Below are 15099 nucleotides of genomic sequence, written 5' to 3'. Positions count from 1 at the left end.
ATGTCAGACTATTTATTAGTTGTAGATATGCAGTCAGATTATGTTGCTGTAGGAAAAGCATATGATAATGAAGCACTGACTGTGGCTGTAAATGACAAAATTGCCAGCTATCCCAGCAATCGGGTTATCTATATTCTCAACCGTTTTTTCTGGGAGAGAAAAGATAGGAAGAAGAAATTTGCGACTGGTTTGCAGGTTGTATCTTCTCGCATCTTTGAGAAGCGTCGGGCTTCTTGTTTTACCAATCCGGATTTAAAAGATTTTTTAGAGGGAAACGGTGCTAAAAGCATAGAGTTTATTGGGATCGATGGCAATGGCTGTGTCAAGGCTTCCGTTTTGGCAGCTGTCAAGGAGAATTATCAGGTTTCCATCGATTTGTCCGCTATCGGAGTTGCTAACCAGAAGAAATTCTCTAAAACACTGAAGCAATGGCAAGATTGCGGAATCAAGATTGGATAACTTTATGAGGACATTAGTATGAAAATCATTTTTATCCGCCACGGAGAGCCAGATTATTCACTTTTGGAAGAGGCTGGTTATACTGGCTTTGGACTAGATTTGGCTCCCTTGTCGGCTGCTGGTCGTCGGATGGCGACAGAGGCCGCTGATAATCCTTTGCTGGAACAGGCGGAAATTCTGATCTCTTCTTCTGTGACGCGGGCTTTGGAGACGGCCTCCTATTTGATTCGAGACCGCCAACTGCCGCTTTTTGTGGAGCCTTTTCTGCATGAATGGCAGGTATATGAGAGTGGGACAGAAAAGTTTGAGCAGGCACGGAAGTTATTTTTTGAAAATAATGGTTCTCTTCCTGCTGGAAGTCTTGTCCGGTATGAGACGGCTGAGCAGATGAAAGCCCGCTTTTTACGTACCCTAGGTAAATACAGAGGCTACGAGACAGTGGCTCTTGTAGCACATCGCATGCTCATCCGCCAGTTTATAGCTGATCAGCAGATTGATTTTTGCCAGTTTGTTGAATGTGAACTGAAGTTTTAATGTTTCGTTGTAAAAAGAATCTTAATAAAAGGATTTAGAGATAAAAGAAAATATGAAAGAATTTAAGAACAAGGACTATGCAACAGAAATTCGTCAGAAAATTCCAGGCTATGATGTGATGCTAGATGTGATTTTCCGAGGAGTATTGCTCAGGTTAGCACCCAGTTTAAAAGTCGATAAGGTGTTAGCTTTGGCAAGCCAGACGGATGAGTTAAATGGTTTGGCATCCTTATTTCCTGAGGCAGGGTTGACGGTTGTGGAGCCAAGTGAGGCGATGCTACAAGAGCTTAAAAGTCAGGTTCATCTGCCTCAAGCGGAGTATCTTAATAATCGATTTGAAGAAGCAGTGCTGCCTTCTGCTTATCAGATTTGTTCTTGCTTGCTAGTGTTGCAGTTTGTTGAGAATCCCAGCTTATTTCTTCGAAAAATTTATGATTCTTTAAGTGAAGGTGGCCTTCTGATTCTTAGCTTTTTTTCCAACCAGCAACTGGGCTATTGGAAAACACTTGCTTCAGAGCTAGGAGCTAATCAGCAACAAGTTCAGCGTACTTATGAGAATCAAGCTGGTTTGATGAATTCCCTCTCGACTCAAGAAGTTGCAGACATGCTGGAAGAGGCTGGCTTTACTAATATAGAGCAAGTGTGTCAGGTTTTATCAACTTTTGTTTGGATTATTAGAAAATAAGGAGAATCACCATCGCTAAGAAAAAAACGACCTTTGTCTGTCAAAATTGTGAATATCATTCGCCCAAGTATCTAGGCCGCTGTCCTAACTGCGGCTCTTGGTCTTCTTTTGTTGAGGAAGTAGAGGCTGCTGAGGTCAAGCATGCCCGTGTTTCCTTGACGGGCGAAAAGACTCGGCCCATGAAGCTGGCTGAGGTCACTTCTATTGATGTCAATCGGACCAAGACGGAAATGGACGAGTTCAATCGTGTGCTAGGTGGTGGCGTAGTACCTGGCAGTCTGGTCCTGATTGGCGGGGATCCCGGTATCGGGAAATCCACCCTGCTTCTGCAGGTGTCCACTCAGCTTTCTCATCAGGGCACCGTCCTATATGTCAGCGGAGAGGAATCAGCTGAGCAGATTAAGTTGCGAGCGGAACGTCTCGGTGATATTGACAGTGAATTTTATCTCTACGCCGAGACCAATATGCAAAATATCCGTACGGAGATTGAGAAAAACAAGCCAGATTTTCTGATTATTGACTCTATACAGACGGTGATGTCGCCGGAGATTTCCAGTGTTCAAGGCTCTGTTTCTCAGGTTCGAGAGGTGACGGCTGAGCTCATGCAGCTGGCCAAGACTAATAATATTGCGACCTTTATCGTTGGTCACATGACCAAGGAAGGAACCTTAGCTGGTCCTCGAACTTTGGAGCACATGGTAGACACCGTGCTTTATTTTGAGGGTGAACGTCAGCATACTTTCCGTATCTTGAGAGCAGTCAAGAATCGCTTTGGCTCAACTAATGAGATTGGCATTTTTGAAATGCAATCTGGCGGGCTAGTTGAGGTTATCAATCCGAGTGAAGTCTTTCTAGAAGAGCGTCTGGATGGCGCGACAGGCTCTTCCATCGTCGTGACTATGGAAGGAACGAGGCCAATTTTAGCTGAGGTGCAGGCTTTGGTGACACCGACCATGTTTGGCAATGCCAAGCGAACCACGACTGGACTGGACTTTAACCGAGCCAGCCTTATCATGGCGGTTCTGGAAAAACGGGCGGGGCTCCTCTTGCAAAATCAAGATGCCTACCTCAAGTCTGCTGGTGGCGTCAAGCTAGATGAGCCAGCGATTGATTTGGCAGTAGCGGTAGCCATTGCTTCCAGCTACAAGGATTTGCCTACCAATCCTCAAGAGTGCTTTATCGGTGAAATTGGCCTGACTGGTGAAATCCGTCGAGTCAATCGCATCGAGCAGCGCATCAACGAAGCAGCAAAGCTGGGCTTCACCAAAGTCTACGCTCCTAAAAACTCTCTGAGTGGCCTCAAAGTTCCAGACAATATCCAAGTAATTGGTGTGACGACGATTGGGGAAGTCTTAAAGAAGGTATTTTCTTGATTAAAGTAGTATTGCGAAAAGTTGTTGTGCATGCTATAATATTGCCAGAAAAAATAGGATTTGTCTGGAAAACATCTATAAGTTGCTTTTCTAGACTTTTTAGGAGGATAATCAACCATGGTAGATCATCGTATGAATGTTTCTATTACCAATAATGCTCAATTTCCCTTGGCGGAGATTGCCTTAGATGTATCAGAGTCTGTTCGTATTCAGACTGGGAGCATGATATACCACACTCCCAATGTTGTCCTGAATGCTAAAGTGAATGCAGAGTCTCAATCAATCTTTGGCAAGGCAATCCAAGCTGTAGGACGTTCTATGGCTTCTGGCGAAGGAGTGTTTATCACTGAAGCAACTGCTCAATCAAATAACGGTCGTCTAGCCTTAGCACCTAATGTACCTGGTCAGATTGTTGCTCTGGAACTAGGTGAAAAGCAATACCGCCTTAATGATGGGGCTTTTCTGGCTATGGATGGCTCTGCCTCTTATACTTTGGAGACGCAGTCGGTAGGTCGAGCACTCTTTGGTGGCCAAGGAGGCTTTTATGTGATGAGTACCCAAGGTCAGGGGACACTCTTGGTAAATTCCTTTGGCTCGATTCAAAAGGTCGAACTGCATAATGATAGGATAACGATTGACAATGCCCACGTAGTAGCATGGAGTCGAGAGCTGGAATATGATATTCATTTAGAAAATGGTTTCTGGCAGTCCATGGGAACTGGTGAAGGAGTGGTTAATACCTTTCATGGAACTGGGGAAATTTACATCCAAAGTCTCAATATTGAGACCTTTGCAAATGTTCTTCGCCCACACCTGAATATTGACAATTCTTGAAAATTTCTAGGAGAGACTCAGGTTGTCTCTTCTTTTTTGATGCTTCAGTTTTCCTTTGTCCAAAATATATGAAAATGTTATAATCAAGTCATAATAAGAAGGAGGTATTTCTTATGCGATTTTCTATGGATAGTAATATGCAGTTTCCTTTGGTTGAGTTGTCGCTCAATCAAGGAGAAACCGTCTTTATCCAGCGTGGCAGCATGGTCTACCACACGCCGAATGTGACCCTGAATACCCAGCTCAATGCCAGCGGTTCTGGCTTGGGACGTTTTGTCAAGGCTGTAGGGCGTTCGATGGTTTCTGGTGAAAGTACCTTCATTACCCAGGCTGTTGCCCAGTCTGATAATGGTTACCTTGCTTTGGCACCAGACGCTCCTGGTCAAGTCATTCCTCTTCAGCTAGGTGAAAAGCAATATCGCCTAAATGACGGTGCTTTCTTGGCTCTTGATGGTACGGCTTACTATACCATGGAGCGCCAATCTGTTGGTAAGGCTATCTTTGGCGGGCAAGGCGGTCTCTTCGTTATGACGACCCAAGGACAGGGCACTCTTTTGGCTAATGCCTTTGGTTCTATTAAGAAAATTGAACTTCATAACCAAGAAGTGACAATCGACAATGCCCATGTAGTAGCTTGGAGCCAATCTTTGAACTATAACATCCATCTGGAAAATGGCTTCTGGCAGTCTATCGGAACAGGTGAAGGAGTGGTCAACACCTTCCAAGGTACTGGTGAAGTCTATGTTCAAAGTCTCAATCTTCAAACCTTTGCAGGCTCACTCAGCAAGTTTATTCCAAGAAGCTCATAAGAAATAAAACTAGGACAGAAGATCAGGCTAGATGCTGGATTTGACTGTCCTATTTTTTTGTAACAAAGTCGAGAACTGACAAATAGCAGAAAAGATGGTAAGATAATATAAAATTATTTGAATATCAAAGTACCAGCAAGGGGAAAGAATGTCATATTTTGAAAACTTTATGAAGGCCAATCAAGCCTTGAAAAGGCAACGGCCGCCTTTATGATTTAGCTGTTAGCACCATCGGATGCTAACTCGTTCGTGGCATTTTTGGCGGATTAAAGAAACGTTAGGAGAATAAAGTGACAATTACTATAAAACCTTATCAGAAATTGGATAAAGAGGCTGTTTTAGAATTATCAATTCAAGCTTGGTCTCCAGTTTTTCCAAAAATGGAAAAAGGAGTTCCTAAGTTTGTTTATGATAATTTTTATTCTCAAGGGTGGGAAAAAAGGCAAATCAATGATCTAACAGCAGTCTTAAATAGAGAGTCAGTTTGCCTGGTTAGCTTTTCTGGAGGAAGAATTAGTCGGATGGATTCACATTCGCTTGCACCCTGAGGATAAGATGGGTGAGATTTATATCCTAGCTGTTGCTCCAAGATATCAGCGTCAAGGTATTGGAAAAGCGCTCATGACCTATGTTTGTGATCAGATTAAACAAAAAGGAATGGAAATGGTCATGGTTGAGACGGGTGGTGATCTAGGTCATGCACCGGCTCGTAAAACCTATGAGAACTTTGGTTTTGAACAATGGCCCGTTGCTCGCTACTTTAAGAAGTTATAACTCACGGCTCTTTGTCAACTGTAGTGGGTGATAAAAGCTAGCACAGAGAGCAGTTCATATAGGTTCTCTCTTTTTTGAAGTTAGGGAAGTTCTAAAGCCAAAACCTAGTATGATAAGGTTAATTCGTTTGAATATCAAATAATATAATTAGTCAGGAGTCAAAATGTCATATTTTGAAAATTTTATGAAGGCCAATCAAGCTTATGTCGATCTGCATGGAACGGCACATCTGCCGATCAAGCCCAAGACCAAGGTAGCCATCGTGACCTGCATGGACTCTAGGCTCCACGTGGCTCAGGCTCTAGGACTGGCACTAGGAGACGCCCATATCTTGCGCAATGCCGGCGGTCGGGTGACGGAGGACATGATTCGCTCGCTGGTTATTTCCCAGCAGCAGCTAGGAACGCGGGAAATCGTAGTTTTGCATCATACAGACTGCGGAGCACAGACCTTCAAGAATGAGGAGTTTACGGCCTATCTTCATAAAGGACTAGGCGTCGATGTCAGCAATCAGGACTTTTTGCCCTTTACAGATGTAGAGGAAAGTGTGCGCGAGGACATGGCCTTGCTGCGACAGTCACCGCTGATTCCAGCTGATGTAGAAATATCTGGAGCGGTTTATGATGTAGATACTGGTCGGATGACAGTTGTTGAGGAATAGTTGGGAAGTCAATTTCTTTGTCTGCGCATCGGCATTGAAATTGGCTCCTTTTTTATGTTAAAATAGAGAAACGATTTTAATTAGTTAGGACAATGTTATGATTCTTTCCATTATTTCTCAGGGATTGGTTTGGGCCGTCCTAGGTCTAGGTATTTTTATGACCTTCCGGATTCTGGGCTTTCCTGATATGACGACAGAAGGCTCTTTCCCCTTGGGCGGGGCGGTGGCAGTTACCTTGATTACCAAGGGAGTCAATCCTTTTCTAGCAACAGCAGCAGCTGTTTTAGCGGGCTGTGCTGCGGGTGCCGTGACAGGTATGCTTTATACCAAAGGGAAAATTCCGACTCTGCTTTCTGGGATTTTGGTCATGACCTCCTGCCACTCTATCATGTTGATGCTGATGGGTCGTGCCAATCTGGGGCTTTTAGGCAGCAGTAAAATTCAGGATGTTCTGCCCTTTTCAGGAGAAGTCAATGACCTCTTGACTGGTTTGATTTTTGTCAGTCTAGTGATTGCAGCCCTGCTCTTTTTCTTGGATACCAAGCTAGGACAGGCCTATATCGCGACTGGAGATAATCCAGACATGGCTCGCAGTTTTGGTATCAATACTGGCCGTATGGAGTTGATGGGACTGATTCTGTCTAATGGCTTGATTGCTCTTGCTGGAGCGTTGATTGCCCAGCAGGAAGGCTATGCAGATGTTTCCCGTGGGATTGGAGTGATTGTTGTCGGTCTGGCCAGTCTTATCATTGGCGAGGTACTCTTCCAGAGTCTGACCTTGGCAGAGCGGCTAATCACTATTGTAGTCGGTGCGATTGCCTATCAGTTTTTGATCTGGGGCGTCATCGCTCTCGGCTTCAATACCAACTATCTCCGTCTCTACAGTGCGGTGATTCTGGCCGTCTGTCTCATGATTCCAACCCTTAAAAATAAATTCTTTAAAGGAGCCAAGTTAAGCAAATGACAGCGATTGTAGAATTAAGAAATGCAACCAAGCTTGTAAAGAGCGGCTTTGATGAAGAAAAAATCATCCTAAATGATGTTTCTTTAGACATTCACGAGCATGATTTTATTACGATTTTAGGCGGAAACGGTGCAGGAAAGTCAACCCTGTTCAATGTCATTGCCGGAACTCTCCCCCTAACCAGCGGCAGCATTCATATCTTGGGGGAAAATGTCACTCATTTTTCACCAGAAAAGCGGGCCAAGTACCTGTCCCGTGTCTTTCAGGATCCTAAGATGGGAACGGCTCCGCGGATGACAGTGGCGGAAAATCTTCTTATTGCCAAATTCCGAGGTGAAAAGCGTGGCTTGGCGCCCCGTGGGCTCAACAGTTATAGGGAAGAGTTTCAGGCGACGATTGAGAAAATCGGCAATGGCCTGGACAAGCATCTGGATACACCGATTGAATTTCTTTCTGGCGGGCAAAGACAGGCTTTGAGTCTGCTCATGGCAACGCTCAAGCGCCCAGAACTTTTACTTCTGGATGAGCATACTGCAGCACTGGATCCCAAGACCAGTGTAGCCTTGATGGAGCTGACCAATGAGTTTGTCAATCGTGACCGCCTCACAGCCCTTATGATTACTCATCACATGGAGGATGCCCTCAAATATGGCAACCGACTAATCGTCATGAAAGACGGGCAGATTATTCAGGACTTAAACAAAGACGAGAAAGCCAAGATGACCATCGCAGATTACTATGGCTTGTTTGAATAGGCTTGCTCAGAGTTTTGTAAAAACAAGAGAAAGAATATGTACTAAATAATGTACTGCTCCCACAAAGTTAGACAATTAATGTTCAAAAGGCACTCATAGATTAATAAAAACCGCTAGATTGCGGTTTTTTGTTATCAAAATAGTCTAAATCACTCATCTAAGCGAATAAACATCATTGCGTTAAGTAAGGAGATGAGTGCGACCGTATTAATATTATTAGAATAGATCAGTCTCTTATTCTCAATGGGTGGAATAATAAAATTAGAAATGATGATATCGTAAGGTGATTCTTTTAAAGAATCAATTGATAGTTCTAATTTATTCCAAACCTCAAGTTCAAAATTGTTGCTGCAATAATAAGAAAGTGTCTCTGCTACTGATTTTGCATGATACTGATCAAAATTACTCATGACTAAAACCTTTAATTTAGGCTGATTTTGTAAAAGATTCAGCACTAAATGTTTGCTGTGAGTGATAAAAGTATAGGATAGGTGGTTGACTTTCATTGGTGTGCTATGGATATCCAAAGTCTCTAGGTAGTGTTCAATCCCTTTTTTAATATCTGAAACAAATTGAGGGAAAATATTTTGAAAGTTCTTGATTGTATTCCCTTTTTGATCAAACAGAATAAATTCTGTAGATAGTTCCTGACGGTGCAGATGTGCTGTATTATGCAAATGCCAAATAAGATTGTCATTATTGTCTATTTTTAGATTATATTTGCTTTCTATCTGATCAATTAAATCACTTAATAATTGATACGAATTTTTTACATAGCTGTCTGTTTTTGCGTAGCTCATAAATAGATTTTCATCAATGAAAAACATTTTTTGAAAATAGGAGACAAATAGTTGGCCTATCACTTCTTTATTCAAAGAGATATGATATTCAGAATCAAAGCTCGCTACAATGTCTTCGATTCCTTCTGCCTGCATGAAAGATTCTAACAATTGATTGTTAAAAGAATCTTTCTCAACTTCCAAGAAATGACCAAACTTTATTCGATATAAATTTGTAACGAGGAGCAATTTTAACATTCGTTGAGTTGATAAATTCATCGGGAAAGATGTTGCTTTATAAACTAGTTCCAATAATTGAGAGAGCGGTTCTGGTGAAAAATCTTCAAATGGCCATTCAAGAAAATAATATTTTTCCGAAAAATATTGTGCAAAAAAATAACGGATATCAATCTCATCTCCAATAATCCGAGCAGGATTGAGACTAATTTTAAAATTATATTGTTTTTTTATAATTTTGTTAATATGACTGATTATACGATAGAGTGAGGAAGAGCTTATATAAAACTCTTTGCAAATACTCTCAGTTTCGTATCCTTCGTTAAAGAAGATGAATTCTAAAATTGAAAAATGGGTTGAATGCTTAAAAAAATGGTGATAGACCATCTCAATATCACTATCATCGGTATTAATGATACGTATGCCATTAGTAGACGAGTGAAAAATCAATTCAGGAAACGCAGACTTGACATGAGATAAATCATCTTTTACTGAACGTTCTGTACAATTCAATAGTTCAGCCAACTCAGAAATATGAAACCAGCGTTTGTTTTTAAATAGTAGTTCTAGTAGTTCTAATTGTCTGTGGCTCTTTTTAGACAGTAATTCTCGCATTAAAATATTATCTTTCTTTATATAGTGTTTTTATTATCAGGCAATTATACCATATTTTGTGCATTTAACCTCGTTTAACAACTCAAAAATATATCTAAAAATGCTGATAAAAGCCTATAGAACAATGCATTCTCATTTTAACGTATCTATAGTGCAAATAAACGGGAAGAAAACCAAGTTGAATTATTATGTTTCCAAGTTGGAAAATTATATAATTATGTTAATCAAAAAATAATAGTAAAAAATATTATTAAACAATTTTGATTTAGAAAAAATTAGAAAGGAGAATCAATATGCTTTGGTCTATTATTATTGGAGGTCTTATTGGTCTTATTGCTGGATCAATCACTAAAAAAGGCGGTTCAATGGGTGTTATTGCAAACGTTGTTGCAGGTTTAGTTGGTTCTGCTGTCGGTCAGTCACTTTTGGGAGCTTGGGGTCCTAGTTTGGCTGGTATGGCTCTGATTCCTTCTATAATCGGCGCAGTTATTGTAGTAGCTGTTGTATCATTTATTTTGGGTAAAAAGGCGTAATTTTTCTTTTTATATTCAAAATACAATTTAAAATTTAATGATGAGGGGATTCAATATGTCAAAATCAAGAAAAATACTTTCCATTATTTTCTGTATTTTAATCTTGACAATTTTGATTCCTGTTTTACTAGATTTTCATAAAGTCAGCGGTCTGGGACTCCAGTTATTTAGCTGGAAGTTATTCACTTGGAAGCAGATCCCTTTTGTGGGCTACTATCTTTCTAGGTATGTTTTCTGGGGCACTGTGGTTTTAGCAAGCTTAATCTTACTACTGATGTTAGTGATAGTTTTTTATCCTAAGAGACGTTTGGAAATTCAGCTAGCTGATACGGATGGGAAACTGATGCTGAAAAATTCAGCCATTGAAGGGTTTGTTCGTAGTCTGTTAACAGAACACGGTTTAATTAAAGATCCTACAGTTTCAGTAAATAGCCGTAAAAACAAATGCATGGTTTCCGTTAAAGGGGCAATTGTTCCTTCGGAAAACATCATCAAGAGAAGTCAGTTGATTCAAGAAGAAATTGCGTCTGGATTGACAGAATTCTTCGGAATCAATCATAATGTCAAGCTTAAAATCTCTGTCTCAGACTTCAAGCCAAAAGAAACGGCTAAAAAAACTACTAGTCGTGTAAAGTAAGGAAGTAAAAAATGGAATGGTTTAAAAAATATCAATATCCAATCTTGTCTGGATTAGCAGGCATTATTATAGCGTGTTTTATCCTATCCTTTGGCTTCTTTAAGACTCTATTTGTCTTGATTTGCGCTACTCTAGGGGCAGGAATCGGATATTATATTCAAAACAAAAATATATTTAAATAAGAATAAAGGAGTTTAACATGTCAAATAAAGATGTTAAAGATGTTGCAAAAAAAGAAGTTGCTCAAGCAGCTCACGAAGTAAAAGGTGAATTGACTTATGATGATAAGGTCATTCAAAAAATTATCGGTCTCTCTTTAGAGAAAGTTTCAGGTTTGCTGGCTGTTGACGGTGGCTTCTTCTCTAACATAAAAGATAAATTGGTCAACTCTGACAATGTCACTCATGGTGTCAATGTTGAAGTTGGTAAAGAACAAGTAGCTGTTGACCTGAATGTGGTTGCAGAATATCAAAAGAATGTTCCAGCTTTATACAAAGAAATCAAGAAAGTCGTTGCAGAAGAAGTTTCTAAGATGACTGATTTGGAAGTTGTTGAAGTAAATGTCAATGTTGTTGATATTAAAACAAAAGAACAACACGAAGCGGATTCAGTAAGCCTTCAAGACCGAGTGACAGATGTTGCTGAATCAACAGGTGAATTTGCTTCAGAGCAATTCGAAAAAGCAAAATCTGGCATTAGCGGCGGTTTCTCAGCTGTTCAAGAAAAAGTTGGCGATGGTGTAGAGGCTGTTAAAGACGCTGCATCAAGTGAAAAAGCTCGCGTTCGTTAATTCTCTCACTAAAATTAGGAATTCTTATATTCTTTCATTGCTTTAAAAATTGAAACTAATAACGGAGGTATCAATTATGTCTACAGAAGAAAAATTCAACCAAGCTAAAGGTTCTGTTAAAGAAGGCCTAGGCAAATTAACTGGTGATAAAAAAATAGAAAAAGAAGGAGCTGCTGAAAAAGTAGTTTCTAAAGTTAAAGAAGTTGCAGAAGATGCCAAAGATGCTGTTGAAGGCGCAATCGAAGGCGTTAAAAATATGGTTAAGAAAGACGATAAAGACGTTAAATAATACCAATAGTCGATTTTCCTTATAAAAAGTCTTTGTTAGCTATAGTCACTGATAAAAATTATCTAGAGTTTAAAGGAGATCATTTTAAGGTCTCCTTTCTTTTTTTGCTTGACTTCTTTTTAGCTAAAAAGTTTTTTAATTTCTTGGCTGTAAACGCTTGCAAAAATTAAAATAGAGTACTATAATAGAACTAAGGAAATAAAAAGAAAGGAAGCCAAATTCATTCGCTTTAAAGTTTACTTTGTTGGTATAGTTGTTTGTAATACATAAGTAGTTGCTTTACTTGACATATTGGTTGAATTGTCAGACAGGCCTGCTTAGCTTGCCTGATTGTAACGATAGTATAGAAAGTAGAAGCTTTTAGATGGTTTTCAAACTTCGAGAATTCAATCAATAGTGCTTTATTATGTTATAGAGATTTCCAATGCTAAGATAAAAAGAAAATCATTAGCGGTTGAAGGAATTGAAAGTTTATAAAAAATAATAAAAACAATAAATCAAAAAATTGTTATTCAGTTACACCTTGGATGAACTGATTGCCCTCATACCAGCGAAGTAAACCAGACCTCTAGCCGAGTAAAGCTAGAGGTCGTTTTTTGTAGTCAAGGGCGCTAAGAAGGCACACTTGACTTTGAAAAAACATGAAAAAATGCTATAATAGGTTAGATATGCGAACCTTAGGTTTGCAAGACTGTAATTCGACTTGGCTAGCCAAGGACCGTTAGTAATAAAATAAAGAATCTTTGATAAAAGTGAAATTCTGAAAATTGAATAGGAGAAAAAATGAGCAAGAGCAATATTAAACTGATTGCTTTAGGCGGCGTGCGTGAAAATGGTAAAAACCTCTACGTTGCCGAAGTGGATGATTCCATTTTTGTATTGGATGTTGGGCTGAAATACCCAGAAAATGAGCAGTTGGGTGTGGATTATGTCGTTCCCAACATGGACTATTTGTTTGAAAACAAGAAGCGGATTGCGGGTGTTTTTCTGACGCACGGGCACGCAGATGCGATCGGTGCTCTGCCTAATCTTTTGGCAGATGCTAAGGTGCCGGTTTTTGGATCAGAATTGACGATTGAGCTGGCTAAGCTTTTTGTTAAAAATAACGATGCGGTTAAGAAGTTCAATGATTTCCATGTGATTGACGAAAATACTGAGATTGAATTTGGCAAAACCGTGGTTTCCTTCTTCCGGACGACTCACTCGATTCCTGAGAGTTTGGGAGTTGTCATCAAGACCAAAAAAGGCAGTATCGTTTATACAGGTGATTTCAAGTTTGACCAGTCTGCCAGCCCGTCCTATGCGACAGACTTTGGCCGTCTGGCTGAGATTGGCCGCGAGGGTGTTCTGGCCTTGCTCAGTGATTCAGCCAATGCAGACAGCACTGTTCAGGTGGCTAGTGAGAGCGAGGTCGGCAAGGAAATCGAAGATACGATTGCTGACTGGGATGGCCGTGTGATTGTTGCAGCGGTTGCCAGCAACCTGTCTCGTATCCAGCAGGTCTTTGATGCAGCTGCAGAGACTGGCCGCCGAGTGGTTTTGACAGGCTTTGATGTTGAAAACATCGTTCGTACGGCTATCCGCCTCAAGAAGCTGTCCTTGGTGGATGAACGCCTCTTGATCAAGCCCAAGGAAATGTCTAAGTTTGAAGACCATGAGCTGATTATTTTGGAGACTGGCCGGATGGGTGAGCCTATCAATGGCCTGCGCAAGATGTCGATCGGCCGTCACCGCTATGTGGAAATCAAGGAAGGCGATTTGATTTACATCGTAACGACACCGTCTATTGCCAAGGAAGCGGTCGTGGCTCGCGTGGAAAATATGATTTATCAGGCGGGTGGCATTGTCAAGTTGATTACCCAAAACCTGCGGGTTTCGGGTCACGCAAATGCGCGTGATTTGCAGCTCATGATTAACCTGCTGCAGCCTAAGTACCTCTTCCCTATTCAGGGTGAGTACCGCGGACTGGATGCTCATGCCAAGGCTGCCATGGAAGTTGGTATGCTGCCGGAAAATATCTTCATTCCTAAGCGTGGCAGCATTATGGAATACGACCATGGTGATTTTGTGCCTGCTGGTGCAGTATCAGCTGGAGATGTCATGATTGATGGAAATGCGATTGGTGATGTGGGCAATATCGTCCTCCGTGACCGCAAGGTCTTGTCTGAAGATGGGATCTTCATCGTAGCACTCACGGTTAACCGTAAGGAAAAGAAAATCATTTCCAAGGCTAAAGTACACACCCGTGGATTTGTCTATGTCAAGAAGAGCAGAGATATTTTGCGTGAAAGCTCTGACATTATCAATAAAACCGTGGAAGACTATCTGGCGCAGGATAGCTTTGACTGGGGTGAGCTGAAGGGTGCTGTCCGTGACAGTCTGGCCAAATATCTCTTTGATCAAACCAAGCGTCGCCCAGCTATTTTGCCGGTTGTTATGGAAGTGCGGTAAAAATCTCAACACAAATACAAGAAAAGTCGGGTTTCGGCTTTTTCTTGTCAGGAAGATACGAAGGAGAAATGCGAATGGCAGTGATGAAAATAGAGTATTATTCTGAGGCTTTGGAGATGGAATGGGGTGTCAATATCCTCTATCCGGATGCAGCACGCGTGGACAAGCCGGATGATAAGGACATTCCTGTTTTGTATCTGCTTCATGGTATGAACGGGAATCACAATAGCTGGCTCAAGCGCTCAAATATTGAGCGTCTGGTTCGCTCAACCAACTTGATTGTTGTCATGCCTAATACTAGCAATGGCTGGTACACCGATACTCAGTACGGTTTTAACTATTACGAAGCCATCGCTGAGGAGCTGCCTCGGGTGCTCAAGCGCTTTTTCCCAAATATGTCGGATAAGCGGGAGAAGAATTTTATTGCGGGTCTTTCCATGGGCGGATATGGAGCCTTTAAGCTGGCTCTCAAGTCTAACCGCTTTTCATACGCAGCTAGTCTTTCTGGCGCTTTGAGTTTTCTTGATGCTCGTCCAGACAATGCTGAGATGGCAACGCCAGCCTATTGGCGAGGAGTTTTTGGAGACTATAAAGACTGGACCAGCAGCCCTCATTCGCTGGAAAGTATAGCCAAACAATCTGATAAAAAAACCAAGCTTTGGGCTTGGTGTGGCGAAGAAGATTTTCTCTACAAGGCCAATCAGGAGGCAGTGAAAAACCTGCAAGACTTAGGTTTGGAGATTACTTACAGCCACAGTCCAGGTAAGCATGAGTGGTATTACTGGGAAAAGCAGCTGGAGAATGTGCTGGCCTGGCTTCCTATCGACTTCCAGCTGGAAGAGCGCCTGTCGTAAAAATAGACTGTAAAGTCGTATTCTGCCCTCAGAGTATGATATAATGATTACGTTTGAAAATCGGAG

19 protein-coding genes are annotated in these 15099 nt (G+C 41.2%); 18 read left to right on the top strand and 1 reads right to left on the bottom strand.

Going from position 1 to position 15099, the window contains the following annotated elements; all coding sequences use genetic code 11:
- The 11 genes from K1J09_RS07195 (at position 1) to K1J09_RS07145 (ending at position 7848) form a co-directional block, all read left to right on the top strand.
- Positions 1 to 459 carry an isochorismatase family protein gene (locus tag K1J09_RS07195; protein ID WP_009660175.1) on the top strand — a complete coding sequence of 153 codons (459 nt, stop codon included), beginning with the start codon at positions 1 to 3 and terminating at the stop codon, positions 457 to 459.
- Positions 460 to 477: 18 nt separating this feature from the next.
- Positions 478 to 993, top strand: a complete 516-nt coding sequence (locus K1J09_RS07190) for a histidine phosphatase family protein (protein WP_009660148.1) — start codon at positions 478 to 480, stop codon at positions 991 to 993.
- Between the two features lie 52 nt (positions 994 to 1045).
- Positions 1046 to 1678 carry a class I SAM-dependent methyltransferase gene (locus K1J09_RS07185; RefSeq protein ID WP_223323691.1) on the top strand — a complete coding sequence of 211 codons (633 nt, stop codon included), beginning with the start codon at positions 1046 to 1048 and terminating at the stop codon, positions 1676 to 1678.
- 5 nt (positions 1679 to 1683) lie between these two features.
- Positions 1684 to 3051, top strand: a complete 1368-nt coding sequence (gene radA, locus K1J09_RS07180) for a DNA repair protein RadA (RefSeq protein WP_223323796.1) — start codon at positions 1684 to 1686, stop codon at positions 3049 to 3051.
- Between the two features lie 117 nt (positions 3052 to 3168).
- Positions 3169 to 3885: a TIGR00266 family protein gene (locus tag K1J09_RS07175; RefSeq protein WP_223323689.1), complete on the top strand. Its 717-nt coding sequence runs from the start codon at positions 3169 to 3171 to the stop codon at positions 3883 to 3885.
- Between the two features lie 113 nt (positions 3886 to 3998).
- Positions 3999 to 4694 (top strand): TIGR00266 family protein, encoded by a 696-nt coding sequence (locus tag K1J09_RS07170; RefSeq protein ID WP_002916622.1) that lies wholly within the window; start codon positions 3999 to 4001, stop codon positions 4692 to 4694.
- A gap of 290 nt (positions 4695 to 4984) precedes the next feature.
- Complete coding sequence (locus tag K1J09_RS07165) at positions 4985 to 5242, top strand: hypothetical protein (RefSeq protein WP_223323688.1); 258 nt, start codon at positions 4985 to 4987, stop codon at positions 5240 to 5242.
- Positions 5232 to 5468 carry a GNAT family N-acetyltransferase gene (locus K1J09_RS07160; protein WP_263280856.1) on the top strand — a complete coding sequence of 79 codons (237 nt, stop codon included), beginning with the start codon at positions 5232 to 5234 and terminating at the stop codon, positions 5466 to 5468. Before K1J09_RS07165 ends, K1J09_RS07160 begins: the two co-directional genes overlap by 11 nt.
- 163 nt (positions 5469 to 5631) lie before the next feature.
- On the top strand, positions 5632 to 6129 hold the full coding sequence (locus K1J09_RS07155) for a beta-class carbonic anhydrase (protein WP_223323686.1): 498 nt from the start codon (positions 5632 to 5634) through the stop codon (positions 6127 to 6129).
- Between the two features lie 97 nt (positions 6130 to 6226).
- Entirely contained in the window at positions 6227 to 7093 is an 867-nt protein-coding gene (locus K1J09_RS07150; RefSeq protein ID WP_125338037.1) for an ABC transporter permease, read from the top strand.
- Positions 7090 to 7848, top strand: a complete 759-nt coding sequence (locus K1J09_RS07145; protein WP_111675219.1) for an ABC transporter ATP-binding protein — start codon at positions 7090 to 7092, stop codon at positions 7846 to 7848. The genes K1J09_RS07150 and K1J09_RS07145 overlap by 4 nt, the downstream gene beginning before the upstream one ends.
- A gap of 149 nt (positions 7849 to 7997) precedes the next feature.
- On the opposite strand, the gene K1J09_RS07140 is transcribed toward K1J09_RS07145, so the two are convergent.
- Entirely contained in the window at positions 7998 to 9479 is a 1482-nt protein-coding gene (locus tag K1J09_RS07140) for a M protein trans-acting positive regulator PRD domain-containing protein (protein ID WP_223323683.1), read from the bottom strand.
- A 293-nt stretch (positions 9480 to 9772) separates the two neighbouring features.
- On the opposite strand from K1J09_RS07140, the gene K1J09_RS07135 reads away from it, so the two are divergent.
- From K1J09_RS07135 to K1J09_RS07105, 7 genes are all read left to right on the top strand, one after another.
- The gene (locus K1J09_RS07135; RefSeq protein ID WP_223323681.1) at positions 9773 to 10012 is read left to right on the top strand and encodes a GlsB/YeaQ/YmgE family stress response membrane protein; all 240 of its coding nucleotides are present in this window, start codon (positions 9773 to 9775) and stop codon (positions 10010 to 10012) included.
- A gap of 55 nt (positions 10013 to 10067) precedes the next feature.
- Positions 10068 to 10649: an alkaline shock response membrane anchor protein AmaP gene (amaP, locus tag K1J09_RS07130; protein WP_223323679.1), complete on the top strand. Its 582-nt coding sequence runs from the start codon at positions 10068 to 10070 to the stop codon at positions 10647 to 10649.
- Between the two features lie 11 nt (positions 10650 to 10660).
- Positions 10661 to 10831, top strand: a complete 171-nt coding sequence (locus tag K1J09_RS07125; protein WP_223323677.1) for a DUF2273 domain-containing protein — start codon at positions 10661 to 10663, stop codon at positions 10829 to 10831.
- A gap of 17 nt (positions 10832 to 10848) precedes the next feature.
- Positions 10849 to 11439 (top strand): Asp23/Gls24 family envelope stress response protein, encoded by a 591-nt coding sequence (locus K1J09_RS07120; RefSeq protein ID WP_002914106.1) that lies wholly within the window; start codon positions 10849 to 10851, stop codon positions 11437 to 11439.
- A gap of 76 nt (positions 11440 to 11515) precedes the next feature.
- Positions 11516 to 11728, top strand: a complete 213-nt coding sequence (locus K1J09_RS07115) for a CsbD family protein (protein WP_223323675.1) — start codon at positions 11516 to 11518, stop codon at positions 11726 to 11728.
- 783 nt (positions 11729 to 12511) lie between these two features.
- Entirely contained in the window at positions 12512 to 14179 is a 1668-nt protein-coding gene (locus tag K1J09_RS07110) for a ribonuclease J (protein ID WP_223323673.1), read from the top strand.
- Between the two features lie 74 nt (positions 14180 to 14253).
- Complete coding sequence (locus K1J09_RS07105) at positions 14254 to 15033, top strand: alpha/beta hydrolase (RefSeq protein WP_002911577.1); 780 nt, start codon at positions 14254 to 14256, stop codon at positions 15031 to 15033.
- The last annotated feature ends 66 nt before the right edge of the window (positions 15034 to 15099 follow it).

The sequence above is a fragment of the Streptococcus sanguinis genome (genome assembly GCF_019928825.1).
Classification (GTDB): domain Bacteria; phylum Bacillota; class Bacilli; order Lactobacillales; family Streptococcaceae; genus Streptococcus; species Streptococcus sanguinis_L.
Note: the sequence above shows the minus strand (reverse complement) of the source record. Positions and strands in the feature narration are given on the sequence as shown.